The sequence below is a fragment of the Micromonospora sp. NPDC002411 genome, assembly GCF_053592955.1.
The window spans coordinates 1-26592 of sequence record NZ_JBSFBM010000051.1; the positions used below are offsets into that span (position 1 = coordinate 1).

Genomic DNA, 26592 nt, shown 5'->3' on the forward strand with positions numbered 1-26592 from the left:
GAACAGGCCGGCAAGCCGGTGCCGGGCGGGCTCAAGCTGCGTTACGGGCTGGCCGAGAAGCTGGTGTTCAGCAAGCTCCAGCCCCGTGGCACCGGGACGGGCGGCGGTCGCCGCAGTCGACGCGGCCGCTTTGACGGCGGACGTCGTCGCGGGGCTCTTCGGTCCCGATGGCGTCGCGCCTGTCGCGAAACCTGCTGGTTGCGGTGTCGTGGCAGCCGTCGGAGGGCTTGTCGGTTCCGGCTTGGGGGGAGAGGCGGTAACGGTCGGGGCGTTGGTGCCGGCGGCGACGGCGGCGACGCCGAGGGCGGCGACGGCGGCCAGCGCCGCCACCAGCCAGCCGAGGCCGGGGCGAACGACGGTGAGCGCGGACGCGCCGACGACGGTCGCCGCCGTCAGTGCGGCCAGGACCAGCGGTCGAGCCGCACCGGACGGCCCCGGCCAACGCCGCTCGGTGAACGACGGCGGCCTCGGCAGGACCGGCGCGGGCGGCCAGGGCTGGAGCTGACCGGCGGTCGGCGGTGCGGTCGGGCCAGGTCTGACGGTCGGGGGGACCTGCGCTCCGGTCGGCCCGGGGGCCGGAACGGGAACGCTGCCAGGGCTGGTCATGCGGCCTCTTCTCGGTGGGAACCGTTGTTCGGGATGGTGACCTGGATGCGGCAACCGGGCCGGTCGTCCCGGTGCGGGCCGATGGGGTCGAGGACGGCGATCCGGCCGCCGTGCAGCTCGACGACCCATCGCGCGATCGCCAGACCGAGACCCGTTCCGCCCCCGGCCGACCGGTCGCCGCGGGTGAACCGCTCGAAGACCCGGGACCGCTCGGCCGGCGGGATGCCCTGGCCCTCGTCGCTCACCTCGAAGCGGAGGTGGTCGCCGTCTTCTGCGGCGCTGACCCGGACGAAGCCGCCGGGCGGGCTGTGCCGCGCCGCGTTGTCGAGCAGGTTCGCGAAGACCTGGTGCAGCCGCCACGGGTCCGCGTTCACCGTCACCGGCGACGGCAGGTCACGGAGTTCGAAATGCACGTCCAGGCCGGCACCGGACGCGTTCGCGGTGGCGTGCTCCACCGCCTCGTCGAGGAAGTCCCCCACGTCGATCCGTACCCGCCGTAACGGCACCACGCCGGCGTCGAGGCGGGACAGGTCGAGCAGGTCCGCGACGAGGTGCCCGAGCCGTTCGGTCTGGCCCAAAGCCGAGCGCAGCGCCGCCGGCTCGGGGTCGGCCACCCCGTCGACCATGTTTTCCAACACGCCCTGCAACGCGGTGATCGGCGTACGCAGCTCGTGTGAGACGTTGGCGATCAACTCACGTCGGCGCTGGTCCGCGGCGTGCAGGTCCTCGGCCATCTTGTTGAAGGCCTGAGCCAGCTCGCCGACCTCGTCCCGGGAGGTGGCGCGTACCCGTCGCGTGTAGTCGCCCCGGGCCATCGCGCCGGCTGCCGCCGTCATCTCGCGCAGCGGCGAGGTCATCCCGTGGGCGAGCACCTGCGAGGTGACAAGACCGATGCAGATGCTGGTGACCGCCGTGCCCGGCGGGAGCCAACCGATGCCGTACCAGAAGTAGCCGATGGCCACGGCCCAGGAAGCGACCAGCAGAACGCCGAGTTTCATCTTGATCGAGCGGACCGGATCCAGCGGGCGGGGCAGTGCCCGATCCAGCCAGTCCACGAGTTGGCCGGTCACGCGGGAAGGTCCAGGGCGTAGCCGACGCCGTGGACGGTCCGGATCAGGTCGGCACCGAGCTTGCGGCGTAGAGCCTTGATGTGACTGTCCACAGTGCGGGTGCCGCTCCCGTCGGCCCATCCCCAGACCTCGGCGAGCAGTCGCTCTCGCGGCAGCACCGTGCGGGGACGCCCGGCGAGGTGGACCAGCAGGTCGAACTCGGTCGGGGTGAGGTGTATGTCAGCACCGCCGAGGCGGACTCGCCGTTCGGCCTCGTTGATCTCGATGTCGCCGATGCGGATGGCGGGCGGTACGGGAGCGGCGGCCCGATCCACCCGGCGCAGCAGAACATGCACCCGTGCGGCCAACTCCCGCATGGAGAACGGTTTGGTGAGGTAGTCGTCCGCGCCGACCGCGAGCCCCACCAGCAGGTCCGTCTCGTCGTCGCGGGCGGTGAGCATCAGCACCGGGACCGGCCGGTCGGTCTGGATCCGACGGCACACCTCCAGGCCGTCGAAGCCGGGCAGCATCACGTCGAGGACGACGAGGTCCGGCTGTCCGGCGTGGAACTGCGCGACGGCGCTGGGCCCGTCCGCGGCGATCTCCACCGTGAAACCCTCGGCCCTGAGTCGAGCCGCGATGGATTCGGCGATGGTCCGTTCGTCCTCGACCACCAGTACCCGACGTTGCGTCATGGGTCCTGACTGTAGGGAGCCGCCGTGGAGATCAGTGGGTGGCGTTGTGAATAACCTGTGGAGAACGGCTCACGCCTGTGGATAACCGGGGCGAGGATGCCGGTTGGCCTTCACGAACGCCGAAGCGGGGCCGGTGGACACCGCCACCGACCCCGCCACGCGAATACGTCAGCTGGTCGCTACGACCAGACCGACGGACATGCTGCCGCTGGCAGGGACGGTGAACCGCTCCAGCTTGCGGGTGCCGTCCGGTTGGGTGACTAGGTAGCGGCCGTCGAAGTACCTGTCGCCGAGCGACGCGTTGTAGGTGAAGAAGATCCGCTGCGGGCCCTTGAGGCGCATGCTGAACTGCCCCTCGCTGATCCAGCCACTGCCGGCGACGTCACCGGTGTCGACGCTGCGCGCGATGACGAACCCACTGTCGAACGCGGTGCCGTCCGGCGTGCGGAAGGTGCCGGTCAGCTCGGTGCCCTGGTCGAGTTGGGCGCTGTAGGTCGCTGCCGCCCCAGCTGTCACCGTCACCGGAGTGGCGGTGAACCGGTCGGTCTTGTCGCCGGACCACTCGCTGGCGTACGGGTTGGCGCCGACCACCAGCGGCCACGCGTACGGGCCAAGCCGCTTGAGCGTGTAGACGCCGTGCTCGTCGGTGGTGGCGTCCTGGGCGCCGACACCGGGGTCAGCGGTCAGCACCGACACGCCCGCGTTCGGCACCGGCTGCCCCGTCGGGTCGGTGACCGTGCCGGTGATCGTGCCGGCCCGGTCCATCTTGACCTGCGGCCCGGTGACGACCTGGCCAACGGTCGCGGCGACTGCCACTGCCTGCCGCTCGTCGCCGGTGCCGCCGTCGGCACCGACCCACTGGCGGCCGTACGTGTCGCTAAGCGGCACCGCGAGGAGCTTGTAGTTGCCGGCGGCGAGTGGTCCCACCTGGATCTTGCCGTTGCGGTCGCTGCAGTCGCCGTAGCCGTCCCGGAGCGACGCCTGCTTCGCCAGGAAGGTGTCCAGGCAGATGTCCGCCACCGGTGCGCCGCTCTGTCGGTCGACGATGGTGGTGCTGATGAGCGCCCCGGGCCGCATCTTCACGGTCAGCTTGGTGTCGCCGTTCGCCTTCACCCGCACCCCGGTCACCTCGCGGGAGAAGTGGAGCCGGTCCGGTGCGTCCAGGTAGAGGGTGTGGCGGCCCTGCGGCAGGTCGGTGACGGTCACCGTCCCCGTGCCGTTGCTGCACACCGACTGGGCGCAGAAGTCGGCGATGGGCACGCCGGTGACCGAGTCGACCGCCTGCAGGGTGACCGAGCCGGTGCCCAGCAGTGAGTCCGTGATCGTCGTCTGCTGACCGCCCCGCACCTCGATGTGGTCGGCTTCCTCGGACGTCAACTTGCCGCGGTAGTACTGCTGCCGGTCACCGGCGAACAGGCCGACGATGTAGGAGCCCGGGAGCATTTGCGCGCTGAACTCACCGTTCGCGTCGGTCTGCAGGTAGGCCGCGCTGGCACCGGTGGTGGCGCTGACGATGACCTGGGCGTCGGCGAGCGGGGCACCGGCGGCAGTGGTGAAGCGGCCGCTGAGGCCGCCCGCCATCAGCGCCGTCTCGTTCACTACGGTCGTCTCGTCCGTTTTCACGTCGAAGACTCTGGCGCTCTCCCGGTCGGTCGTGCCGGGCACGTACTGCACCTGGTCGGAGCCCTGGATCGGCTGGAGGCTCAGGATGTAGCGGCCCGGCCGCGTGACGAAGGTGAACCGACCCTGGTCGTCCGTGCGACCCCCGGCCAAGGCGTCCGTGTCGACCTCTCGGGCGTCGATGGCCAGGTCGGGCAACGGGTCACCTGCGGCGTTGACGATCTGGCCGCTGATGGTGCCCGTGCTGAAGAGCTGATCGTCGGCCCTTGCGGTGCCACCGGCGGTGACGGTCACCGGGGTGGCGTCCCAGATCGTCGAATGCTGGCGGTAATACTGCCCAGGTTGCTCGAGCGGGAAGTAGCCCACCAGGTACGAGCCTGCGGGCAACCCGGAGAAGGTGTAGTTGCCGTCGGCGTTGGTGCTGGTGTCGTCGACGTAGTTCCAGCTATCAGTCTCGTAGACCAGCACTTGGACCTCGGCGGCGGGTGTGCCGGTGCTGGTGATCAATCGTCCGCTGATGGCACCCGTTGCCGCGGCCTGTGCCGGTGTGGCACCGGGCAGCAAGAGTGCCGCCACGAGGGCACCGGCCAGCAGGGCGCGGCGGGCTGGGAACAGCTTCATGGATTTCCCCACGTGAGGGTGGCGGGGCGGCCTGAGCAGGCTCCGCCCACACCGACCCTGCGCCCCGTAACGGAATCGGCACTCGGAGAGTAGGCCATCGGCTATGTCAGCCGGGAGGGCCGGTCGGGCGGAATCGCGCGGCCGGCCATCCCTCCTCAGCGGACGGTCACTCCAGGCCGACTCGCTCCGGCCGAGCCGAGGCGGAGCCGAGCCAGGTGTGCGGGTTGCCGTACCAGCACCAGCCCAGCTTCGGTGCCCCCTGGCTGATCCAGAGCGCCGGCACCCGCTTGTCGCCACACCGGGAACCGACGAGTGAGAAGCACCTGTTGCTTGCCAACGCGGCCGGGTGCAGCGTGACGAACGCCAGCCCTTCGTCGATGGTGAGCGGCAGCCGACCCTGGGCGGTCATCCCCTCCATGGCGGTGGCCGGGGCCAGGTTGCGGAACTCCTCGCCCCGGTCCACGTCGAAGAGCAGGTAGGCAGGACCGGCCGGCACCTCCAACTCCTTGATCGGGTCGAAGCGCGGCAGGTCGTCCTCGGCGTAGTTCCGGTCGAGAACGCCGGGCTTGCGCTTGCCGGCCAGCGTGGTGAGCCCCAGCCGTTCCGGCACCCCGACCAGGTCCCGGGTGATCACCAGCAGGAACGGCACCCGCGCGTCGGTGGGGGCGGGCAGCCCGGCGGCGCCCTCGACCGCCCTTTTCCGCAGGGGCGCGACCAGGTCCCGGAAGGCGGTCTCGGACAGCCCGGCCAGGGCCGGGTAGCCCAGGTGTACCAGATGGTCGACCTGACGATCGAACTCGGTCTCGGCGTCGAACGGGGTCACGGTCACAGCGGCCTCCCGGAAGTCGTACGGATTAGCGTACAACGTACGGTAGGCGCGGTTCCATTCCCGGGTCAGCGATTCCAGTCCTGCTTCGCGGCCCTGACCAGCTTGTCCTTCAGCTCCCGGGTGTGCCGTCGGCTCACCGGCAGCTCGGTCGAGTCGATCACCACGACATAGCCGGAGTTGACCAGCCGCAACTCCGCGATCAACTTCAACTGCACCAGGTACGACCGGTGCACCCGGACGAAACCGGCGTCGGCCCAGCGCTCCGCCAACGTGGCCAGCGAGACCCGCACCAGGTGTGACCCCTCCGCTGTGTGCAACCGGGCGTAGTCCCCCTGCGCCTCCACCCACCGCACCGCCGAACGGGGCAGCATCCGTGTGGTGCCGGCCAACTCGATGGGGATCGTCGGGTCCTCCTCGGCACGGGCCAGCGCCGCCGGATGCGACGGCACCACCCGTGAACCGATCACCCGGCGCAACGACTCGGCCAACCGGTCGGCGCGGACGGGTTTGCGGACGTAGTCGGTGGCACCCAGGTCGAAGGCGTCCACAGCGCCGTCGTCGTACGCGGTGACGAACACGATCGCTGGCGGCCGGGCGAAGCGGCGCAGCACCCGGGCCAACTCCATCCCGTCCAACCCGGGCATCCGGATGTCCAGGAAGACCACGTCCACGTCGCCGTCGCGGAGCAACCGCAGCGCCTCGGTCGCGTCGCCGGCGGTGAGCAGCCGGGCCACCCGGGGGTCGGCCCGAAGGTGGTACGCCAGCTCGTCGAGCGCGGGCGGTTCGTCGTCCACCGCCAGCACCCGGAGGAAACCCGACGCGTTCACCGCGGCCGTTCCGGTGCGCTCGCTCACGACCCTGCCCGTACACCCGGGTGGAACTTCGGCACCCGCATGCTCACCTTCGTGCCCGAGCCCAGCCCGGTCTCCACGACCAGGCCGAACCGGTCCCCGAAGACCGACCGGAGCCGCTCGTCGACGTTGGAGAGACCGACGTGCTGACCCGTGTCGTCGCCCGGGTCGCCAGTGCTGCGGGCCAGCTCGGCGATGCCGGCGGTCAGCGTGGTCGGATCCATTCCCACTCCGTCGTCCTCCACCGTGATGTGGCATTCGGCGCCCGCGTCCCGGGCCTCGATGCTCACCATGCCCGTGCCCGGCTTACGGGACAACCCGTGGCGGACCGCGTTCTCCACCAAGGGCTGGAGGCAGAGGAACGGCAGCGTCACCGGCAGCACCTCCGGGGCGATCTGCAACCGCACCTGCAACCGGTCGCCGAACCGGGCCCGCTCGATGGTCAGGTAGCGGTCGATGGAGCGCAACTCCTCGGCAAGTGTGGTGAACTCGCCGTGCGCCCGGAAGGAGTACCTGGTGAACTCCGCGAACTCCAGGATCAGCTCCCGGGCCCGCTCCGGATCGGTGCGGACGAACGAGCCGATCGCGGTCAGCGCGTTGTAGATGAAGTGCGGGCTGATCTGCGCCCGCAACGCCCGGATCTCGGCGCGGGCCAGCCGCTCCCGGGACGAGTCCAGCTCGGCCAGGGCGAGCTGGTTGCCGGCCCAGTGCGCCGTCTCCAGGGTGGCCTGCACCAGTCCCGGCGGTGGTGGACTGTCGGCGACGGCCACCAGCGCGCCGACCACCCGACCGTCGGCCCCCTGCAACGGCGCGACCACCGCCCCACGGATCGGGCAGTCCACCCGGTCGCAGTGCAACTCCTGCTCACCGAGCACCGTCGAGCGGCCGGTGTCCACCGTTCGCTCGGCCGCCGCGAGCAACTGCTCGCCGTGGTGGGTGCCGCGGCCGTCGAGGGCCAGCAGCCGGTCGGTGTCGGTGATCGCCAGCCCGACCGCGCCCACCAGGGCCCGCAGATGGCGTACGGCCTTCGCGGCGCCCGCCTCGCTCAGCCCCGCACGCAGCGGCTCGGCGGCCAGACCAGCGGTGTGCAGCACCTCGTAGGTGGCCCGCTGGGTGGCGGTGGCGATGCCACGGCGGGCGCGCAGCCGCAGCACCGCCAACAGCGCCGCCGTCAGCGCGGTGACGAGCGACACGACGCCGACCACGGCGGAGAGGTTGGCACCCACGCAGCGATCCTTGCCCCTGCGGGCCGGCCCGCCAAGCCCCTAGTACGCGCCCTTTCGAGCGAGCACCACCCCGACGGTGCGCCACAGAATGCTCAGGTCGTACGCCAACGACCAGTTGTCGACGTAGTAGAGGTCCAGTCGGACCGACTCGTCCCAGGACAGGTCGGAGCGGCCGGAGACCTGCCACAGCCCGGTCATGCCGGGGCGGACCAGCAGGCGGCGGCGTACGTCGCCCAGGAAGTCGCCGTCGTCGGCCGGCAACGGGCGGGGCCCGACCAGCGACATCTCACCCCAGAGCACGTTGATCAGCTGCGGCAGCTCGTCCATCGACGAGGCACGCAGGAAGCCGCCGACCGGGAAGACCCGGGGGTCCTGCTTCATCTTGAACAACATGCCGTCGGTCTCGTTGCGGTCGACGAGGCTGGCCAGCCGATCCTCGGCGTCGACGTACATGGTCCTGAACTTCCACACCCGGAACGTGCGTCCCTCGTGCCCCACCCGAGGCTGGCGGAAGAACACCGGCCCCCGGTCGGAGATCTTGATCGCTACGGCGATCACCACGAAGAGCGGGATCAGCAGCAGCAGACCGAGGCCGGCGGCGACCCGGTCCATCAGGTTCTTGGCCAGCAGCGCGGGACCGGAGAGGGTCGGCTCCTCGACGTGCAGCAGCGGCAGACCCTCGATCGGCCGGATGTGCACCCGGGGCCCGGCGATGTCGGTCAGCTGCGGTGCGACGACCAGGTCGACGCCGGAGCCCTCCAACTGCCAGGCCAGCCGGCGCAGCTCGCCCGGCTCGGCGCTGGCCGACCCGCAGACGGCGATGGTGTCCCCGCCGACCTCGCGGACCAGGGCCAGGACGTCGCGGCCGGCGTACACCGGAACCGGGGTCGGCATTCCCCGGGCCGCCGCGTAGCCGTCGGTGATGTGGATGGCGACGGGCACCAGTCCGGCGGCCGGGCTGCGGGTGACCGCCGCGTAGACCTCCAGGCACTCCGGCAGGGTGCCGACCAGCACCATCCGATGGGCGGCCTGGCCGGCCCGACGCCGGATGTAGTGCAGCGCCCAGCGGGCCACGAACCGGCCCCACAGGATCAACAGCAGGGCGCCGAGCAGGGCCGTGCCGACCGTCCAACGGGACAACGCGGTCTTGGTGGCGAAGGCGAGGAACGAGACACTCGCGGCCACCGTTACCGCGGCCCGGATCACCCGCTTGAACTCGTCCGGGCCGAGCCCCAGGTAGCGCCGGTCGTACGCCCGGTTGCTCCAGAGGATCACCACCCAGCCGAGCGGAAGCAGCAGGTAGGAGATCGTGTGGAACCAGGTCGGATCCTGGTTGGTGCCGCTGAACCCGGAGGCAGCCTGGTCGAAGAGCTGGATCGCGATCCAGCTGGCAAACGCCGCCGCGCCGAAGTCGAGCAGCAGCAGGATGGCGATGTAGGGGCGGTGCCAACGGGAGACACGGCGTCGAGCCCTGGTCCACGCCGACCGAGGGACGCCGTTGTGTGACGGCGGCGTCGGCGGCTGGATCTCGAAGCTGTCGACGTGCCGCACGAGTCTGCTCCGGCCTTCGTTGGTTACCGGGCGCTGGAGGCTTGCCGTCACCTCACCCATGTCCTCCCGCATGACACGGGCCGCTCACTCGGCGTGAGGGCCCGGGTCGCCCACCGTCCCAGTCTCCCACGCGGGCTCCGACCGGTCGCCGCCCCGAGGGAGATTGGCGATCGATGGTGCCGGCGGGATCTGGCCGGCTCCGCACCATTTCAGAAGCCGGGGACCGGGCCACTATACCGATGGATGCGCGCGTGGCGAGAACGGCGGACCGGAGCTTCCGCTCAGGAAGGCCGATTCCGCTCCGTAGTCGCCAAGTGGAATTACTCACCGTACGAGACGGGACAACCGTCGGTCAGCGAGGGGTTTTCCGCCGGTCTGACAGGTCGGGCAGTACTGGAGGCTCGAATCGGCGAACGACACCTCCCGCACGGTGTCCCCGCACACCGGGCAGGGCAGCCCGGTGCGGGCGTGCACCTTCAACCCCGAGCGCTTCTCGCCCTTCAGTTCCGCCGCCCGCTGACCCAGGGACCGCTCGACCGCGTCGCCGAGCACCTGCCGGGTGGCCGCGTGCAGGGTGGCGATCTGGGCGTCGGTGAGCCGATCGGTGATCGCGAACGGAGACAGCTTCGCGGCGTGCAGGATCTCGTCGGAGTACGCGTTGCCCACCCCGGACAGCACCGACTGGTCGGTCAGCACCCCCTTGACCTGCCCCCGCCGGCTCCGCAACCGCTCCGCGAAGGTGGGCAGGTCCGCAGCGAGCGCGTCCGGGCCCAGTTTGGCCACCCCGGGCACCGCCGACACGTCGGTGACCAGGTAAGCGGCCAGCTTCTTCTGGGTGCCGGCCTCGGTGAGGTCGAAGCCGGAGCCGTCGTCCAGGCGTACGCGCAGCGCGATCGGGCCCTTGCCGGGGCGCAGCGGAGTGGTGGCCGGGAACGCCTCCCGGTAGTGCAGCCAGCCCGCCCGGGCCAGGTGCACCACGAGGTGCAGGTCACCCTCGAACAGCACGTCGAGGAACTTGCCGTGCCGGCCGGCATCGACCACCGCCCGACCAGCGACGGCGGTCGGTGCCGGTTCGTACGTCTTCAGGGCGCTGATCGCGGCGATCTCCAGCCGGTCGACACGCCGCCCCACCGCGCGCTGCCGCAGGTAACCCGCGAGCGCCTCAACCTCCGGTAGTTCGGGCACCAGCCAACGGTAGCCTTCTTTCCCGTGAGAATCGTGGTGGCGCACAACCGGTACCGGGAAGCACAGCCCTCCGGCGAGAACATCATCGTCGACTCGGAGATCGCCCAGCTCACCGCCGCAGGCGTCGAGGTGCTGCCGTTCATCCGCAGTTCGGACGAGATCCCGTCGATGTCGAAGGCGGCTAAGGCGCTGCTGCCGATCTCGCCGATCTGGGCTCCGCGCGCCCAGCACGACCTGAGTCGACTGCTCACCGAGCACCGACCGGACGTCCTGCACCTGCACAACCCGTACCCCCTGCTGTCGCCCTGGGTGGTGCGGACCGCGCACCGTCACGGCGTGCCGGTCGTGCAGACGGTGCACAACTACCGGCAGGTCTGCTCCTCGGGGATCTACTTCCGCGACGGGGTGATCTGCCAGGACTGCAAGGGCCGGGCGCTGGGGGTGCCGGCGATCAAGCACCGCTGCTACCGCGATTCGGCGGCCCAGAGTGCCCTGATGGCGACCACCCTGGCCGTACACCGGGGCACCTGGCGTTCGGTGGACCGGTACGTCGCGCTCACCTCGGCGATCGCCGACCACCTCCGGGACTACGGCATTCCGGACGAACGCATCGTGGTGAAGCCGAACTCGGTGCCCGACCCGGGCCAGCCGTCGCCGCTCGGTGACGGGTTCCTCTACATGGCCCGGCTCTCCCCGGAGAAGGGCCTTGACCTGCTGCTGGACGCCTGGCGTCGGCACCCGGTGGGTGCGCTGGGCACGCTGCGCGTGGCCGGCGACGGTGAGCTGCGCCCGCTCGTGGAGTCCGCCGCCGCCGAGCGATCCGACGTGGTCTACCTCGGTCAGATCGACCGGGCCGGGGTGCGGGCAGCGGTCGAGGCGAGCGCGGTGGTGATCGCCGCCTCCATGTGGCACGACGTGCTGCCGACCGTGATCCTCGAGGCGTTGGCCAGTGGTCGACCGGTGCTCGGCACGGCGCTCGGCGGAATCCCGTACCTGGTCGGGGCCGACGCCCCGCACGAGCCCGCCGGCACCGGCCCGGCCGAGAACGCCTCCGCCGTCGCCTCGCCGGTCGCGTCGGAGGCCGCCTCGCTGGTCGCTCCCCGGGTGGCCGGTGGCGGGGCGCCCATGCCGGCCGGGATCGGTCTTGGCGACGCCGGCTGGGTCGTCGCCCCGGAGCCGGCCGCGCTGGCCGCCGCCCTGCCGGTCGCCCGGGCCGGCGCGCCCGGGCTGGCAGCGGGCGCACGGGCCCGCTACGAGCGGACCTTCCACCCCGACGTGGTCACCAAGCAGCTCATCGACATCTACGCGGCCGTGGCCCGCACCTCCACCCGCGCCTGATCCCGTCCCGCTCGGCGGTGCCCCGCGCCGGGCGGCCGTACCTGGTCAAGATCGCGCTCGACCCGAAGATCCACACAACATCAGGGATGTTGGGGCTTCCCAGGCGCTGGAAGCAGCAACTTCGGGGAAGTTGCGCGGATCGTGCGGGCGGCGCGCGAGGCGGGCGGAGCTGGCGCGGGGTGGGTCAGCGCAGGGAGGCGCGGGCGGAGAAGGCGATGCTCGCCAGCAGGAAGCCGCCGTTGACGATGGTGAACGCGACCATCACCCAGAGGACCAGAGCGGGTGCCACGGCCAGCACCAGGGCGGCCACGAAGACCACCGCGCCGTAGTCGCGGACCAGCTTCACCAGGCGGACCGGCAGGGAGGTCGAGGTGACCATGCTGGCGGCGTTCGGGCCGGATTGCATCACCGACGTCACCAGGTTGACCATCCAGGTGCCCGCGAAGGTCGCCACCAGCCAGGTCGGGGTGGACGGCTCCTGTGCCACAGCGGTGGCGGCCAGCGCGGCGACCAGCGCGATCTGCGCGGCCACGTCGCAGAGGATGTCGATCCGGGCGCCCGCCGGGCTGCCCTGGCCGGTCACCCGGGCGAGCTGCCCGTCGGCGCAGTCCAGGGAGTACGCCACCTGCCAGCCGATCAGGGCGAGCAGGCCGACCACCCAGGCCGGTACGTCTCCGTCGGCGACCGGGCCGGCGAGCGCCACCACGGTGACCGAGGTGGCCAGCCCGAGCACCAGGTTGGCGAGGGTCAACGCGGTCGGGCGCAGCCCGAGTCGCTGGGCGACCAGCGCGAAGACGGCACCCAGCCACTGGCTGATCGACTCGCTGAACAGGCCGCCGCCCCGGTTCACCCGGTGGAAGTCGGCGACGGTGGGACGGGGGTCAGCCAAGCTGGTCGCGGATTGCACCGGCGTAGTCTGCCAGCCGCTCCCGCGTCTCGGTAGGCGACAGCGCCAGGTGTTCGAGGATGGTGTACCGGTCCGGTCGGGTACGCGGCGCGAACTGCACCGCCTCGACGAACTGGTCGTCGGTGAGCGCCACCTCGGCGGGGAGCCGGGGCAGCCCGTGCCGGGTCAGGCAGGCCGACATCTCCCCGAAGCGGCGCAGATCTCCGCGCAGCCAGGTGCAGAACAGCGCGCCCAGGCCGGCTAGCTCGCCGTGTGAGGCGGTGCCGGGGAAGAGCGAGTCGACCGCGTGCATGATCTCGTGGCAGCCGCCGCTGCACGGGCGGCTGGTGCCGTCGACAGCCATCGCCAGGCCGCTGGAGATCAGCGCCTCGGCCAGCACGGTGACGAACGCGTCGTCCGTCATGTCGCCCGGATGGTTGAGGACCGCCTCGGCGCCCGCCCGCGAGAGGGAGGCGGCCAGCCCGTCGACCGGCTCGCCGCGTACCTGGCGGGACAGCTCCCAGTCGGCCAGCGCGCTGATGTTGCTGACCACGTCACCGATGCCGGCCCGGTTGTGTCGGTCCGGGCCGCTCTCCACGAAGTCCAGGTCGACGATCACCGCGATCGGGATGTGCACCCCGTAGGAGCCCTTGATCCCGTCGGTGATCAGGCTGGCCACCGGGGAGGCGATCCCGTCGTTGGCGAGGCTGGTGGCCACCGACACCATCGGCAGCCCTCGACGGGTGGCCGCGTACTTGGCCACGTCGATGGTCTTGCCGCCGCCGATGCCCACGACCGCGTCGTACGACCGGGCGCGGAGCTTGCCGCCGAGGTCGTCGGCGGCGTCCAACGTGCCCCCGGTGACGGTGAACACGTCAGCGGTCCGCAGTGACGGCCGGATCAGCTCCGCGATCTGGGCACCCTGGCCTGGACCGACCACCACCGCTACGTCACCGCCGGAGGAGATCCGCCCGTCGGCCAGGATCGTGGCCAGATCGGCGACAGCCCCACGTCGTACGTCGATGTGCAGCGGGGTGAGGACGCTCCGCGCTAGTAGCGGCACGCGATCTCCCGCGCGCGGGCCAGGTCGGCGTGGTTGTCGACCTCGACCCACGGGACGTCACCGATCGGTGCGGCCCGCACCTCCCCGCCCCGGTCGGAGAACTCCTGGTAGCCGTCCTCGTAGTAGAGGTTCGGGTCCCGTCGCCAGGTCGCCTCCAACGCGTCGGCGAGGGCGTCGGCGACCTGCGGCTCGATCAGCGTGGCGCCGATGTATTCGCCGTACGCCTCGCCCGGGTCCATGATCTTGGTGATCCGGGTGAGCTGGCCGGCGGCGTCGAAGGTGGTCTTCATCTCCTCCTCGGCCAGCGGCTTGAGGGTGTCCACAGCGAGCAGGATGCCCGGTCCGCGTTCGGCGAGCAGGGTCTTCTCCACGCTCACCGGGTGCACGGTGTCCCCGTTGACCAGCAGAACCCCACGCGCGAAGTACTCACGGGCCAGCCAGAGCGAGTAGGCGTTGTTCCACTCCTCGGCCTTGTCGTTGTACACCAGGGTGATCGTGACCCCGTACTCCTTCTCCAGGTCGGCCTGCCGCTCCCGGACCGCGTCCGCCGCGTAGCCGACCACGATCACGACGTCGGTGAGCCCGACCTCGGCGAGGTTGCCCAGCGCGATGTCGAGGATCGTGGTCTCGCCGTCCACCGGCACCAACGCCTTCGGCAGGGTGTCGGTGTACGGACGCAGCCGCCGTCCCGCTCCGGCCGCGAGCACCATTCCGATCATCGCGACATCCTCCCTCGTCCTGCTGCCCGTCATCGGTGGAGGATAGCGCCGGTCGGTCGGCCCGCTCTGGTCAACCGGTCAGCCGGGTAGCGCCGCAAGGTCGGCGAGCAGGGTCAGTCGCTCCTCCGCCCCGAGGGCGGCGTACGGGCCGGCTGCCCGTCGGTCGGTCTCCAGCTCGATGGCTGTCCGTTCGGGACCGGCCGGCAGGGTGGCGACGCTGGCTGCGGTGTGCCCAGCGGCGGCCCAGGCGGCGGCGTGCGCGTCGGCCCGGTGGTAGCGCAGCGTGCCGAGCCGGTTGAGCAGCAGCACGCCCGACGGAGTGCCGTCCGGCTCGTACGGGGGCGCCATCGCGGTGAAGGCGGAGCCTCCGCCGTCGCCCTCCTCGGCCAGCACCAGGGCGTAGGACAGCAGCCGGCCGAGCGCCGCCACCATCCGGGACACCCGCTCGTCGTGTCCGGCCCACAGTTCCTCGGTGACGTCGGCGTGTACCTGGTACAGCTCGCTGAGGAAGGCCGCTCCGCGCTCGCTGGCGGAGAGCGTGCCGTCCGCGCTGCGCTGGAGCATCCCGTACGCCACCTGTTTGTCCACTGCCCGGCGGCAGGCGACCGGGTCCTGGTACCGGGTGACAGCGGCGAACCCCGGCCCGTCGACCCGGCCGCCGGGTGCGGCCAGCCGGGTGCGCAGGTCGACCAGGAATCCGGCCGCGGCCATCCCGCCGTACCTCTGGGCCAGAACGGCGCCGCCACCGTCGCGACCGGCCAGCATGCCGGCCCGGAAGACCCGGTCCACGGCCGGAGCGAGCAGCCCGGCGATCCGGTGTGGGGCCAGCTCGACGCTGTTCACAAACCTGTCGAACGCAGGGCGGCGAAACCCTCGTCCGCGATACGCCGGATCAGCCCGTCGTTGACGTCGCGGTGCTCGTCCAGGACGGACAGCTCGTGTTCGGCGAGCCAGCGGTACTCGGTGTGCTTGCCGGCCTCCAGCCTCGGGTGGTCGAGGTCGCCGTCGACGCGGACCAGGAAGTCGTACTCGGTCCGGGTCAGGCCGTCGTCGCCCACGTAGGTGTACTCGCCCACCTGGTCGAGGACGTGCGAGAGGAACCAGCCGGTCTCCTCGGTGATCTCCCGGCGGAGCGCCGTGTCGATGTCCTCGCCGGGTTCCACGTGGCCACCGACGATGTCCCAACAGTTGGGGAAGAGGCGTCGGTGGGGTGAGCGTCGCTGGAAGAAGATGCGGCCGTCGTGGTCGACGATCAGCGCGCCGGCGCAGCGCAGGGGCTCGGTGGACACCATTCGACAGTAGCGAGCGTTCGTGTTGTGCCAAGGCGCGGCCTTGTCCCGGAAACATCCACCGACGACCATGTTCCTACCGGATGCCACCGTCCCAAGGGAGTGATGTGTGATGCAGGTACGGGATGCCATGTCCAGCCAGGTTCTCGTCGTCGGCCCGGAGCACACGCTCCGCCAGGCGGCCCGGATGATGTCGGCCCGCGGTGTCGGGTCGGCGGTCGTGATCGACCCGGATTCCGAGGGAGTCGGGATCATGACCGAACGCGATGTCTTGAAGGCTGTCGGCGCGGGCCTGGACTGTGACGTGGAACGCACCGGGGCCCACCTGACCTGGGACGTCGTCTACGCCGGGCCGGAGTGGACGGTGGCCGAGGCCGCTGCGGCGATGGCCCGGGGCGGTTTCCGGCACCTGGTGGTGCTGGACGGTCGGGAGGTGGCCGGGGTGATCTCGGTCCGGGACATCATGCGGGTGTGGGCGGAAAGCCAGGCCGTCGCGACGACCTGACCGGGTGAGGTGTGGCCGGTCGGATCGACGGGTAAGCATCCCTTGCGGGCGCGGAGAGACCGTCACCCGCAGGGGAGGGCCCGATGCGTGACGCGGAGCGCCTGGTCGAGCAGCAGTACGCCATGCTCCTGCGTCGGGATGTGGCCCGTCTGCCGGATCTCTACGCCCCGGAGGCGTTCTACGCCATGCCGGGCGTGACGGTCCGACCGATCGAGCTGCCCGCACTCCTGCGTACCTGGACCGGCGCCTTTCCGGACCTGCGGGTCGACGCGCTTGGCGCGGTCCGCACCGGCGGTGGCGCCGCCGTCGAGCTGCGCCTGACCGGCACCCACACCGGCACGCTGCACTCGCCGTACGGCACCGTCGCGCCGACCGGCCGGACGGTGAGCTGGGAGGTGGCCGACGTGGTCCGGGCCCGCAAGGGTCGGATCACCGCCTGGCGTTCCTACTTCGACTGGAGCCAACTCCTCGATGCGCTCGGCGTGCAGTTTGAGGGGCTTTCCCGGGCTGCGCACCACGACGCGCTCGCCCTTCCGGTCTGAGTTGTCGCCGACCGGTGGAGTCGGGTCACCCGTCCCGGTGGCTCAGGATGCGGACATCGCCGTGCCGTCCGCGCGAGCCCCGTCGCCGCCCGTACGCTCAACATCCATGACCGCCGAGCAGTTGATCTCCTTTGCCCGTGGGGCTCCCTCGCTGGACATCGTCGATGTCGAGGGGCTCAAGGCCGCCGCCGTCCGCGCCTTCGACGCCGACCCCGCGGGGGTGACGGCGTACGGCACCTCCGTCGGTTACGTTCCGCTGCGAAAGTGGATCGCCGAAAAGCACGGGGTCGAGACCAATCAGGTGCTGGTCACCAACGGGTCGCTCCAGGCCGACGCGTTCCTCTTCGACCACCTGGTCCGCCCCGGCGACGCGGTGGTGGTGGAACGCCCGACGTACGACCGGACGCTGCTCAACCTTCAGCGGATGGGCGGTGAGCTGCACGGCATCTCCGTCCAGCCGGACGGTCTCGACACGGCCGAGCTGCGCAAGCTGCTGGAGTCCGGGGTCCGGCCCCGGCTCGCGCACGTGATCCCGAACTACCAGAACCCGGCCGGAATGACGCTCTCCCTGGAGAAGCGTCGGGAGTTGCTCGACCTGGCCGCCGAGTACGAGTTCACCATCTTCGAGGACGACCCGTACGCGGACATCCGCTTCCGTGGCGAGGCGTTGCCGTCGATGCTCTCGCTGGACACCCGCAACGTGGTGGTGCACGCGTCGAGCTTCACCAAGACGGTCTGCCCGGGTGTCCGGGTCGGATACCTGGTCGGTCCGGCGGACCTGATCGCCGACATCGCCAAGAACGCGACGAGTCTCTACATCTCGCCGGGGATGGTGTCCCAGGCGATCGTGCACCAGTTCTGCGTCTCCGGTGACATCGACCGCTCCATCGAGACGGTACGCGCGGCGTTGGGTGAGCGGGCCCGGGTGCTCGCCGAGTCGTTGCGCCGGCACCTGCCGCAGGCGCGGTTCGTGGAGCCTGACGGCGGCTACTTCCTCTGGGTGGAGTTCCCGGAGGACGTGCTCGTGGACCGGCTCGCCCCGGCTGCTGCCGAGCGTGGGGTCGCCGTGGTCAAGGGCAGCGACTTCGTGCTGGACGGTGGGCGGCACGCCCTTCGACTGGCCTTCTCGGCGGTGACCGCCGATCGGATCGACGAGGGCGTCCGTCGTCTCGCGGACGCTGTCGAGGCCGTCCGCAGCTGAACGAACTGTCGGGTTCCTGACAGAACGACGATGCCGGCCGTCCCGGGACTCCCGCCCGGGCGGCCGGCGGCCCACAATGCTGCGAGCGTCATTCGTGTTATGTCGCGGAGATCACCGCCCGACCCTCCCCCGGGCCGGCCACGACCCGGATGACGCGGCAGCACAACCTCCCGCCCCCACGGGTGTCGGGTGGGCCGTGTCGTTCCCGCACACCCCCCGATGCGGCCCGGCCCACCCGGCACCACCCCTGCGCGACCGCCGTCACACGCTCCCTCGACCGCAGTCGGCGTAGCCTGCAAGCCGCAGCTGAGCGCGGGAGGTGACGCGATGACGGATCGGACAGAGCGGGACCGGACGGCACCGTCGACCACCGGTCGGGTGTTGCGACCCCGGGCGTGGCCCTCCCCGGTCCGGGCGATGACCCGGATCCTGCACACCGACGGCGCGCCACCGGCGCCGACCCCCACCGGCGCCGGTCGCAGCTCGGTCGTCGACTGCGCGCTCTACGTCGACGGCAAGCGGCAACCCGGCGACTGGACGTACGCGGAGGCTCTGACCGCGGCCCGCCGCGAGGAGCACGGCTTCGTCTGGCTCGGCCTGCACCAGCCGGAGCTGGCCGAGATGACCGCCATCGCGGAGACCTACGGTCTGCACGAGCTCGCCGTCGAGGACGCCGTCAAGGCCGAGCAGCGCCCCAAGCTGGAGCGGTTCGGCGAGGTCGTCTTCCTGGTGCTGCGTACCGCCAGGTACTGCGAGCACGCCGAGCTGACCGAGAACTCCGAGGTCGTGGAGACCGGCCAGGTGATGCTCTTCATCGGCCCGAACTTCGTGATCAGCGTCCGGCACGGCGACGCCTGCCGGCTCGCCCCGATCCGCGCAGACCTGGAGACCAAGCAGGACCTGCTGCTGCACGGCCCGTGGGCGGTGGCGTACGGGGTGACCGACCGGGTGGTGGACCTCTACCTGGAGGTGGCCGAGCAGATCGAGGACGACCTGGACGTGCTGGAGGCCGAGGTCTTCGACCGGCACGGCCACGGGCGGATCCAGCGGATCTACCAGATGAAGCGGGAGCTGGTGGAGTTCAAGCGGGCGGTGGTGCCGTTGCAGCGGCCGCTGATGACGCTGACCTCGCAGGTCAACCGGGACGTGCCGAAGGAGGTCCGCCGCTACTTCCGGGACGTGCAGGACCACCTCAGCCGCACCGTGGAGCAGGTGAACTCCTACGACGACCTGCTGAACTCGATCCTCCAGGCGCGGTTGGCGCAGGTCACCGTCGACCAGAACAACGACATGCGCAAGATCGCCGCCTGGGCGGCCATCGCCGCGGTCTGGACCTCCATCGCCGGCGTCGAGGGCATGAACTTCGACAACATGCCCGAGCTGAAGATGACGTACGGCTATCCGGTGGCCCTGGCCCTGATGCTCGGCGTCTCGCTGGCTCTCTACCGCTGGTTCCGCCGCAACGGCTGGCTCTGACCGCGACCGCGACACGGAAGCGCCGACGCGCGGAGTGATCCGCGCGCCGGCGCTCGATGCCTGATCGCCGGGGTCAGCGCCGCCCGTTGGTGCGGGCGGTGTCCTTGCCCAGGGCCTTGGTGAGGTCGTCGGTCGGCCGACCGGAGACGTTCGTGGCGCCCTCGGCGACCGAGGGGACCTTGTCGGTCGGGCGGATGCCGGTCTGCTTGGCCGGGCTGGTGGTGCTGGCGCTGGTGCCGCCGGCCACCGCCGAGCTGCCCGCGCCGGTCATCCCCGCCGCGCCGGCCATGGCGGACCCGTCGCTGCCCTTGGTGGCGGACGGCGTACGCACCTCGATCGAGTCGACCTCGTCGCGCATCGGCTCCAGGGTGCGGGTCGGGTCGTACTCGGCCCACTCCTGCTGCTCCCGGCGGCGACGAAGCGCGACCGCGCCGGCCAGGCCGGCGATGGCACCCGCCGCCAACAGGCCGGTCATCATCGAGCCGCGACGGCGCGGCTGCTTCTTCTTACCAGTGATCCGCATGGTCTTCGACTTGGCCTTCCTGGTCAGCGGCCCTGCCTGCGCGGCGCCGTCACGGGCCGCCGCCGCCAGCGGCGCCAGCGTGGTGAGTGTCGTCCCCCAGCCGGTCGACGCGCGGTCGCGCACCTTCGCGGCGGTCGGCGCCACGTAGCTCCGGGCCACCTGGACCCGCGGGCCGACGGTCGCGCCAGCGCCCGTGGCGGCGTGGTTGGCTGCCTGCATCAGGTGGCTGATGCTCTGGTTCAGCTCGGCCCTCGCCAGCTGCCCCTGGGACTTGCGCCGCCCGAATCCAAACACGGTCCTACCTCCTGGGAGTTGTTCCTTCGTCATCCTCCACCTTCGGATGCCTCCGCGATGCCAGATCGGGCACATGGGAGGATCCGCATGGAACTGACCAACGAGTGAGGAGTACCCGTGGCCGAGGCTGTCTACGCCACCTTGCACACCAACGCTGGCCCGATCCGGCTGGAGCTCTTCCCGAACCACGCTCCGAAGACGGTCCGCAACTTCATCGACCTGGCCGAGGGCAACCGGGAGTACACCGACCCGCGCACCGGTCAGCCGGGCAGCGGGCCGTACTACGACGGCACCATCTCGCACCGGGTGATCAGCGGGTTCATGGTCCAGATGGGCGACCCGACCGGCACCGGTCGGGGTGGGCCGGGTTACAAGTTCGCCGACGAGTTCCACCCGGAGTTGCGCTTCGACCGGCCCTACCTGCTGGCGATGGCGAACGCCGGACCGGGCACCAACGGTTCGCAGTTCTTCATCACCGTGTCGCCGACGCCCCACCTGAACAACCGGCACACGATCTTCGGGCAGGTCGCCGACGAGCAGTCGGTGAAGATCGTCGACTCGATCGCGAACACCCCGACCGGCCCGAGCGACCGTCCGCTGCAGGACGTCGTCATCGAGCGGGTCGAGATCGAGCGGTCTGCTGCCTGAGCGACCGGCGAGGTACCTTTGCTCGCATGATTGAGCGCTCCGGAGCACCGCACCGTCCGGCGTCGGTGGTTCGCGCGGCGGTGGACGGCGGGTCGACCCGGTGAGCGAGTCGCCGCCGACGACCCCGGTCTGCTACCGGCACCCCGGCCGGGAGACCTACGTCCGGTGCACCCGCTGCGACCGGCCGATCTGCCCGGAGTGCATGCGGGAGGCGTCGGTCGGGCACCAGTGCCCGGAGTGCGTCAACGAGGGCCGTCGCAGTGTCCGGCCGGCGCGTACCGCCTTCGGTGGCGGTACGGCCGGCCGGCACGGCTATGTCACCAAGGCCCTGATCGCCGTGAACGTGCTGCTCATGCTGCTCTCCATCGCCTCGGACCGGGGTGGGGACGCAGCGGTGGGCGGTTCCGGCTTCGGCGGCCTGATGGGTGGCAGCACCCCGCTGACCAACTGGGGGTCGGTGCTCGGGCTGGCGGTCTTCCCCGACGGCACGCTCGGTGGCATCGCGGACGGCCAGTGGTACCGGCTGATCACCGCGATGTTCCTGCACTACGGCGTGATCCACCTGCTGCTCAACATGTGGGCGCTGTGGGTGCTCGGCCGGTCGTTGGAGGCCAACCTCGGGCCGCTGCGCTTCGGCGCGCTCTACCTGATCGGGGGGCTCGGCGGCAACGTGGCCGCGTACCTGTTCAGCGCTCAGAACTCGGCCACCGCCGGGGCGTCGACAGCCGTCTTCGGCCTCTTCGCCGCGCTGATCATCATCGAGCGGAAGATGGGCCGGGACATCTCCCAGGTGATCCCGATCCTGGTGATCAACCTGGTGTTCACCCTGACCGTGCCGGGCATCTCCATCCCCGGGCACCTGGGCGGTCTGGTGGTCGGTGCGCTGATGGCACTGGTGCTCGCGTACGCGCCGCGCGGTCGACGCACGCTGGTGCAGGTCGTCGGCGGAGCGATCATCCTGCTGGCCCTGGTCGGCCTGGTCCTCGTCCGCACCGCCTACCTGCTCGGCTGACCGATCAGGGGTGCGGGCGGGCGGCGTGCAGCTCGGCGACCACCTCGTCCGGGGTGGCGCCGAGGTCGAATCGGCCGAAGAGGTGCAGCGAATCACCGGCGTCGATCTCCAGGACCTCGGACGTCAGCCCCAACCGCGGTCGACGGTCCACGGTGATCGCCTCGATGGTCGGCCAGGGCAGCAGCCGGTGGCCGGCGAACCCGTGGATGACGGTGAGTCCAGTCGGATCGACCGCCAACCGAACCGGTGCGATCAGGTCGCGTACCGCCCAGACGACCAGGACGGCTGCGGTCAGAATGGCGAGCACCAGCCGGACCGCGTCGCCGTCGGCGAAGAGCAACCCGAGTGCGATCAGCAGAACGGCACCGGCGAGCTTCGCCGCGGGCAGGGTCGACGGCACCCGCCACTGCCGGGGTCCGGTGATGTCATCCACCCGCCCAGCATGCCAGCGGTCACGGCCTCCCGCTGCCGTCGATCATGGAGTTGTGGTGCCCCACATATGGTGCGAAGTGGAACCTTCTGCCCACCACCACTCCATGATCGACGCCGGAGAGGGCTGAGCGGCGGCCCGCCGCGTCGGCGTAGGATCGGGGCAGCCCAAGTTACCGGGGAGTAAACATGAGTGACGCTGTCATCGTCGGCGCGGTGCGTACCCCGGTCGGGCGGCGTAAGGGCAGCCTCGCCGGCGTCCACCCGGTCGATCTCTCGGCGCACGTGCTGCGCGCCCTCGCCGAGCGCACCGGGCTCGACCCGACGCAGGTCGACGACGTCTTCTGGGGCTGCGTGTCCCAGGTCGGCGAGCAGTCGTGGAACATCGCCCGCAACGGCGTGCTCGCCGCCGGCTGGCCCGAGACGGTGCCGGGCACGACACTGGACCGGCAGTGTGGCTCCAGCCAGCAGGCTCTGCACTTCGCGGCCGCCACTGTGCTCTCCGGTCAGGCCGATCTGGTGGTCGCCGGTGGCGTCGAGTCGATGACCCGGGTTCCGATGGGCTCCAGCGTGGCCGGCGGCATGCCGTTCAGCGACCAGCTCCGGGACCGGTACCGGGGTGTCGAGGGCTTCGCCGACGACGCGCCCCTGCCGTTCAACCAGGGTGTCGGGGCCGAGCTGATCGCCCAGCGGTGGCGGCTCACGCGTACGCAGCTCGACGAGTTCGCGCTGGCCAGCCACGAGAAGGCGGCCGCAGCGCAGGACGCCGGAGCATTCGAACCCGAGCTGACGCCGGTGCCGCTCGGCGATGGCGGCAAGTTCGCCGCCGACGAGGGCATCCGCCGGGACACGACGTTGGACAAACTCGCTGAACTCGCCACCCCGTTCCGCGCCGACGGTGTGGTGACCGCCGGGTCCGCGTCCCAGATCTCCGACGGCGCCGCGGCCCTCGCGGTGACGACCTCCGAGTGGGCGAGCCGGCACGGCCTGCGGCCCCTGGCCCGGATCCACACCGCCGTGGTCGCCGCCGACGACCCGGTCACCATGCTCACCGCGCCCATCCCGGCCACCGCGAAGGCGCTGCGCCGCGCGGGGCTGGGCATCGAGGAGATCGGGGTGTACGAGGTGAACGAGGCGTTCGCCCCGGTGCCGCTGGCGTGGTTGGCGGAGACCGAGGCGGACCCGGAGCGGTTGAACCCACGTGGAGGGGCGATCGCCCTCGGCCACCCGCTCGGCGGCTCCGGCGCCCGGATCATGACCACCATGCTTCAGCACATGCGGGACAACGGGATCCGCTACGGCCTGCAGACCATGTGCGAGGGCGGCGGCATGGCCAACGCCACCATCGTCGAGCTGATCTGACACCTGTCGGAAAAGGCGTCGCCCCGACCCGACCGGGCGGCCTAGGGTGCCCAGCGTGACGACGACCCCTGCTGAGCGCAGCCCTGACTGGTCCGACGAGCAGTGGCAGGTGCGGGCCCGCTCCTGGGTGGACGCGCAACTGAGTCTCGCCGGCCGACGGGTGACCGGGTTGGTGGAGCCTCGGGTGCGTCCGTGGTCACTGGTCTGGCGGGTGCCCACCGACGACGGCACGGTCTGGTTCAAGGCCAACAACCCGGGCACTGTGCACGAGGCAGTTCTGGTCGAGACGCTCGCCGAGCTGACCCCCGAACGGGTGCTGACCCCGATCGCCGTGGACCGGGAGCAGGGCTGGTCGTTGCTGCCCGACGGTGGTGAGTCGTTGCGCGACGTGCTGGGGCGCGACCCCGACCTTTCGCACTGGGAGCGGGCGCTCCCCGGGTACGCGGCACTGCAACTGGCGAGCGCGCCGCGCGCCGACGAGCTGGTCGCCCTGGGCGTGCCGGACCACCGTCCGGAGGTGCTGGCCGGCCTCTTCGCCGAGCTGCTCGACGATCACGGGGCGCTGCTGATCGGTGCCGAGGGCGGGCTCAGCCAGGACATGTACGAGCGGTTGCGGGCGGAGCTGCCGTCGTACGCCGAGCGGTGCCGCCGGCTCGCCGACATTGGGATTCCGGCCACCGTGCAACACGACGACCTGCACGACGGCAACGTCTTCGCGGGCACGGACGGATACCGCTACTTCGACTGGGGCGACGCGTCGGTGGCGCACCCGTTCGGCACGCTGCTGGTGACCCTGCGTTCCATCCGGTACGCCAAGAAGCCGGCGGCCGACGACACCCAACTGGCCCGGTTGCGTGACGCCTACCTGGAGGCGTGGACCGACCGGTACGACCGTCGGACCCTCGTCGAGGCCGCGGACCTCGCGATCGAACTGGGCCCGGTGAGCCGCTCGCTCTCCTGGCGTCGCGCCCTGGACACGCCGGGCGAGTCGCGTGCCGAGTACGCCGACGCGGTTCCCGGCTGGCTGGAGGAGCTCTTCGCCGCTGACCCGTTCCAGCCGGAATCCTGACCACGATCCGTCGGAGTCGGAAGTCGGACAGCCAGTGCGTCCCGGTGGCGTGGAACTTCCAAAAATCCGGCGTGACCCACGTCACCCCGTCGGGGGCGTCGTTGGGCAGGTCATGGACGTCTTCTCCCGAACGTTCCTCCCGGCCGCCGCTGAGGCTGGCCTGGCCGTGCAGACCGTGAGCCGGCATATGCCGGTCTTCCGGCGCTGTGTCGGCTCCGGTGACGCCACCATCCTGGTCACCCGTTGCAGCCGCCCCGACCGTCCGGTCACCGGCGACTACCTGCTGCTGCTCACTCACCGTCGACTGGTGGTGACCCAGCAGACCCGACTCCTGCACCGACTGCGCCTGCACCTCAACACCGAGTTGCGGGAACTGAGCAACGTGACCTGGAGCCCGGACCCACGACTGCAGTGCGTCGAGTTGGCGGCCACGGCGATCGACGGGATCCGCGAGCGGTTCCTCATCCGTACCAGTCACCCGAAGCGGGTGTGGCAGCTCGACGCGCTGCTCAACCACGCGTTCCGGACGCGCCTGCGGGTGCCCCGGGAGCGCGTCGTCGCCACGATCAGCGACACGCCGGCCACCGCTCGGCCCAGCGCGTTCCGCCCGGCCCCGGTGAGCTGACCAGCTCTCACCGGGCGCCTTGCGCCGCTCTTACCTAACCCGAACACGCACCGATCGCGCCGGCCCGCCCGGTCGGCAATCATGGGCCGGTGACCGTCGAACCGCCGCACCGCGGGCTCGTCCTCGTGGTCGAGGACGAGCCGGCCATCGCCGACCTGGTCCGGCTCTATCTCACCCGGGACGGGTTCGGCGTCCACCTGGAACGCGACGGTGTGGCCGGTCTGAGCGCCGCCCGCCGGCTACGCCCGGTGGCCTGCGTTCTGGACATCGCGCTGCCGGGCCTGCCCGGCACCGAGATCTGTCGTCAGCTGCGCGAGGCCGGCGACTGGACACCGGTCATCTTCCTCACCGCCCGCGACGACGAGGTCGATCGGATCGTCGGCCTGGAGTTGGGTGCCGACGACTACGTGACCAAGCCGTTCAGCCCTCGGGAGTTGGTCGCCCGGGTACGCGCGGTGCTGCGCCGTTCCGCCGGTGGGCCGGAGGGCGCGGAGCGGCCGCGCGTCGTCGGGCCGGTGACGCTCGACCCGGCACGCCGGACGGTCAGCGTCGGGGGTGCACCGGTGCAGCTCACCTCCACCGAGTTCGACCTGCTGGCCCACCTGATGGCCCGGCCCGGCCGGGTCTTCACCCGTGAGGAGTTGCTGGCCGGGGTCTGGGGGTACGCCGCACACGCCGGCACCCGCACCGTGGACGTGCACGTCGCCCAGGTACGGGCGAAGCTCGGCCCCGCCAGCGTGATCCGCACCCACCGCGGCGTCGGGTACGCGGTCGATGCCTGACCGTCCCGAGCGCGTCGAGTCGCCGACCATGACCCTGCCGGTGGTCGGCGCCAACCCGCCGGCCGCACCTCGGCGTGGCCGCTTCGGTCGTACGCTGACCGCCCGGGCGGTGCTCGTCACGTGCGCGGTGGCGCTGGTGTCGGTGCTGGTCACCGCGATCGTGGCGGTGCCGTTGGCGATCCGCGGAGCGGAGCGACGAGACCAGGACGCGCTCGCCGCCCAGGCCCGGCTCGCCGCCGAGGTGCTACGGACCCGACTGGACCGGGGTCGCAGCACCGACGAGGAGCGGCTCATCCAACAACTGCGCAACCAGGGCATCAACGCGTACCTGATCCGGCGCGGGACGGTCGACCGACCGGGCCTGCCGCCGCGGGTGGTGCAGCGGATCGAGCAGGGCCGCAACGTGTCGGTCCGGCGCGTCGTCAACGGGAAACGGGCCCTGGTCGAGGGCCGTGCGCTGCCCAACGGCAACGGCGTGGTGCTGTCCCGTCCGTCGTCGGACGGGCTCTGGGCCCAGGTGCTGCGCAGCCTCTGGTTGCCGCTCCTGGCCGGGCTGGCCGCCGGTGTGGCGGCCGGTCTGCTGCTGGCCCGCCGGC

26 protein-coding genes and 2 pseudogenes are annotated in these 26592 nt (G+C 71.2%); 12 read left to right on the forward strand and 16 right to left on the reverse strand.

The window, feature by feature from the left end; genetic code table 11:
- The 9 genes and pseudogenes from ACWCO3_RS09250 to ACWCO3_RS09290 form a co-directional block, all read right to left on the reverse strand.
- A pseudogene (locus ACWCO3_RS09250) lies at nt 1-606 on the reverse strand (hypothetical protein); the annotation flags it as partial.
- A complete protein-coding gene (locus tag ACWCO3_RS09255; protein ID WP_435826097.1) occupies nt 603-1676 on the reverse strand; it encodes an ATP-binding protein in 1074 nt (357 codons plus the stop codon). The gene ACWCO3_RS09255 and the pseudogene ACWCO3_RS09250, both read right to left, overlap by 4 nt.
- Nucleotides 1673-2350: a response regulator transcription factor gene (locus tag ACWCO3_RS09260; RefSeq protein WP_145778422.1), complete on the reverse strand. Its 678-nt coding sequence runs from the start codon at nt 2348-2350 to the stop codon at nt 1673-1675. The genes ACWCO3_RS09255 and ACWCO3_RS09260 overlap by 4 nt, the downstream gene beginning before the upstream one ends.
- Before the next feature lie 168 nt (nt 2351-2518).
- Entirely contained in the window at nt 2519-4591 is a 2073-nt protein-coding gene (locus ACWCO3_RS09265) for a carboxypeptidase-like regulatory domain-containing protein (RefSeq protein ID WP_145778423.1), read from the reverse strand.
- Nucleotides 4592-4757: 166 nt separating this feature from the next.
- On the reverse strand, nt 4758-5420 hold the full coding sequence (locus tag ACWCO3_RS09270; protein WP_450009328.1) for a DUF5701 family protein: 663 nt from the start codon (nt 5418-5420) through the stop codon (nt 4758-4760).
- Nucleotides 5421-5485: 65 nt separating this feature from the next.
- The gene (locus tag ACWCO3_RS09275; protein ID WP_088987132.1) at nt 5486-6247 is read right to left on the reverse strand and encodes a LytR/AlgR family response regulator transcription factor; all 762 of its coding nucleotides are present in this window, start codon (nt 6245-6247) and stop codon (nt 5486-5488) included.
- A gap of 23 nt (nt 6248-6270) precedes the next feature.
- Nucleotides 6271-7497, reverse strand: a complete 1227-nt coding sequence (locus ACWCO3_RS09280) for a sensor histidine kinase (RefSeq protein ID WP_145778425.1) — start codon at nt 7495-7497, stop codon at nt 6271-6273.
- Between the two features lie 39 nt (nt 7498-7536).
- Nucleotides 7537-9108 (reverse strand): sugar transferase, encoded by a 1572-nt coding sequence (locus ACWCO3_RS09285; RefSeq protein WP_167524925.1) that lies wholly within the window; start codon nt 9106-9108, stop codon nt 7537-7539.
- A gap of 264 nt (nt 9109-9372) precedes the next feature.
- Nucleotides 9373-10233, reverse strand: a complete 861-nt coding sequence (locus tag ACWCO3_RS09290; RefSeq protein ID WP_145778427.1) for an Fpg/Nei family DNA glycosylase — start codon at nt 10231-10233, stop codon at nt 9373-9375.
- Between the two features lie 24 nt (nt 10234-10257).
- Here ACWCO3_RS09290 and ACWCO3_RS09295 point away from each other — a divergent pair, with 24 nt between their 5' ends.
- Complete coding sequence (locus ACWCO3_RS09295; protein WP_450009331.1) at nt 10258-11571, forward strand: glycosyltransferase family 4 protein; 1314 nt, start codon at nt 10258-10260, stop codon at nt 11569-11571.
- 184 nt (nt 11572-11755) lie between these two features.
- Here the strand turns inward: ACWCO3_RS09295 and ACWCO3_RS09300 are convergent, their stop codons facing one another.
- The 5 genes from ACWCO3_RS09300 to ACWCO3_RS09320 all read right to left on the reverse strand — a co-directional run bounded on the left by ACWCO3_RS09300 (nt 11756) and on the right by ACWCO3_RS09320 (nt 15531).
- Nucleotides 11756-12478, reverse strand: coding sequence for a CDP-alcohol phosphatidyltransferase family protein (locus ACWCO3_RS09300; RefSeq protein ID WP_088987137.1), 723 nt, complete (start codon nt 12476-12478; stop codon nt 11756-11758).
- Nucleotides 12453-13520 carry an iron-containing alcohol dehydrogenase family protein gene (locus ACWCO3_RS09305; RefSeq protein WP_145778430.1) on the reverse strand — a complete coding sequence of 356 codons (1068 nt, stop codon included), beginning with the start codon at nt 13518-13520 and terminating at the stop codon, nt 12453-12455. Before ACWCO3_RS09305 ends, ACWCO3_RS09300 begins: the two co-directional genes overlap by 26 nt.
- The gene (locus ACWCO3_RS09310) at nt 13508-14239 is read right to left on the reverse strand and encodes a phosphocholine cytidylyltransferase family protein (protein ID WP_450009333.1); all 732 of its coding nucleotides are present in this window, start codon (nt 14237-14239) and stop codon (nt 13508-13510) included. The genes ACWCO3_RS09305 and ACWCO3_RS09310 overlap by 13 nt, the downstream gene beginning before the upstream one ends.
- A gap of 78 nt (nt 14240-14317) precedes the next feature.
- Nucleotides 14318-15082 carry a hypothetical protein gene (locus tag ACWCO3_RS09315; protein WP_450009335.1) on the reverse strand — a complete coding sequence of 255 codons (765 nt, stop codon included), beginning with the start codon at nt 15080-15082 and terminating at the stop codon, nt 14318-14320.
- Complete coding sequence (locus tag ACWCO3_RS09320; RefSeq protein ID WP_244311520.1) at nt 15079-15531, reverse strand: NUDIX domain-containing protein; 453 nt, start codon at nt 15529-15531, stop codon at nt 15079-15081. Before ACWCO3_RS09320 ends, ACWCO3_RS09315 begins: the two co-directional genes overlap by 4 nt.
- Nucleotides 15532-15640: 109 nt before the next feature.
- Between ACWCO3_RS09320 and ACWCO3_RS09325 the strand changes: the two genes are divergently transcribed.
- From ACWCO3_RS09325 to corA, 4 genes are all read left to right on the forward strand, one after another.
- Nucleotides 15641-16033 carry a CBS domain-containing protein gene (locus ACWCO3_RS09325; RefSeq protein ID WP_145778434.1) on the forward strand — a complete coding sequence of 131 codons (393 nt, stop codon included), beginning with the start codon at nt 15641-15643 and terminating at the stop codon, nt 16031-16033.
- 83 nt (nt 16034-16116) lie between these two features.
- Nucleotides 16117-16575, forward strand: a complete 459-nt coding sequence (locus ACWCO3_RS09330; protein ID WP_145778435.1) for an ester cyclase — start codon at nt 16117-16119, stop codon at nt 16573-16575.
- A gap of 106 nt (nt 16576-16681) precedes the next feature.
- Nucleotides 16682-17776, forward strand: coding sequence for an aminotransferase-like domain-containing protein (locus ACWCO3_RS09335; RefSeq protein ID WP_145778436.1), 1095 nt, complete (start codon nt 16682-16684; stop codon nt 17774-17776).
- A 327-nt stretch (nt 17777-18103) separates the two neighbouring features.
- Entirely contained in the window at nt 18104-19252 is a 1149-nt protein-coding gene (corA, locus tag ACWCO3_RS09340; RefSeq protein ID WP_145778437.1) for a magnesium/cobalt transporter CorA, read from the forward strand.
- Between the two features lie 73 nt (nt 19253-19325).
- On the opposite strand, the gene ACWCO3_RS09345 is transcribed toward corA, so the two are convergent.
- Complete coding sequence (locus ACWCO3_RS09345; RefSeq protein WP_145778438.1) at nt 19326-20102, reverse strand: hypothetical protein; 777 nt, start codon at nt 20100-20102, stop codon at nt 19326-19328.
- An 84-nt stretch (nt 20103-20186) separates the two neighbouring features.
- Between ACWCO3_RS09345 and ACWCO3_RS09350 the strand changes: the two genes are divergently transcribed.
- Nucleotides 20187-20717 (forward strand): peptidylprolyl isomerase, encoded by a 531-nt coding sequence (locus tag ACWCO3_RS09350; protein WP_145778439.1) that lies wholly within the window; start codon nt 20187-20189, stop codon nt 20715-20717.
- 100 nt (nt 20718-20817) lie between these two features.
- Nucleotides 20818-21729: a rhomboid family intramembrane serine protease gene (locus tag ACWCO3_RS09355; protein ID WP_357937241.1), complete on the forward strand. Its 912-nt coding sequence runs from the start codon at nt 20818-20820 to the stop codon at nt 21727-21729.
- 4 nt (nt 21730-21733) lie between these two features.
- Here the strand turns inward: ACWCO3_RS09355 and ACWCO3_RS09360 are convergent, their stop codons facing one another.
- Nucleotides 21734-22162, reverse strand: coding sequence for a PH domain-containing protein (locus ACWCO3_RS09360; protein ID WP_145778441.1), 429 nt, complete (start codon nt 22160-22162; stop codon nt 21734-21736).
- Between the two features lie 185 nt (nt 22163-22347).
- Here ACWCO3_RS09360 and ACWCO3_RS09365 point away from each other — a divergent pair, with 185 nt between their 5' ends.
- The 5 genes and pseudogenes from ACWCO3_RS09365 to ACWCO3_RS09385 all read left to right on the forward strand — a co-directional run.
- The gene (locus ACWCO3_RS09365; protein WP_145778442.1) at nt 22348-23520 is read left to right on the forward strand and encodes a thiolase family protein; all 1173 of its coding nucleotides are present in this window, start codon (nt 22348-22350) and stop codon (nt 23518-23520) included.
- Between the two features lie 55 nt (nt 23521-23575).
- Nucleotides 23576-24589, forward strand: a complete 1014-nt coding sequence (locus tag ACWCO3_RS09370; RefSeq protein ID WP_450009340.1) for an aminoglycoside phosphotransferase family protein — start codon at nt 23576-23578, stop codon at nt 24587-24589.
- 112 nt (nt 24590-24701) lie between these two features.
- Nucleotides 24702-25214, forward strand: a complete 513-nt coding sequence (locus tag ACWCO3_RS09375; protein WP_145778444.1) for a hypothetical protein — start codon at nt 24702-24704, stop codon at nt 25212-25214.
- Between the two features lie 89 nt (nt 25215-25303).
- On the forward strand, nt 25304-25996 hold the full coding sequence (locus tag ACWCO3_RS09380; protein WP_145778445.1) for a response regulator transcription factor: 693 nt from the start codon (nt 25304-25306) through the stop codon (nt 25994-25996).
- Nucleotides 25989-26592: pseudogene (locus ACWCO3_RS09385) on the forward strand (two-component sensor histidine kinase); the annotation flags it as partial. The gene ACWCO3_RS09380 and the pseudogene ACWCO3_RS09385, both read left to right, overlap by 8 nt.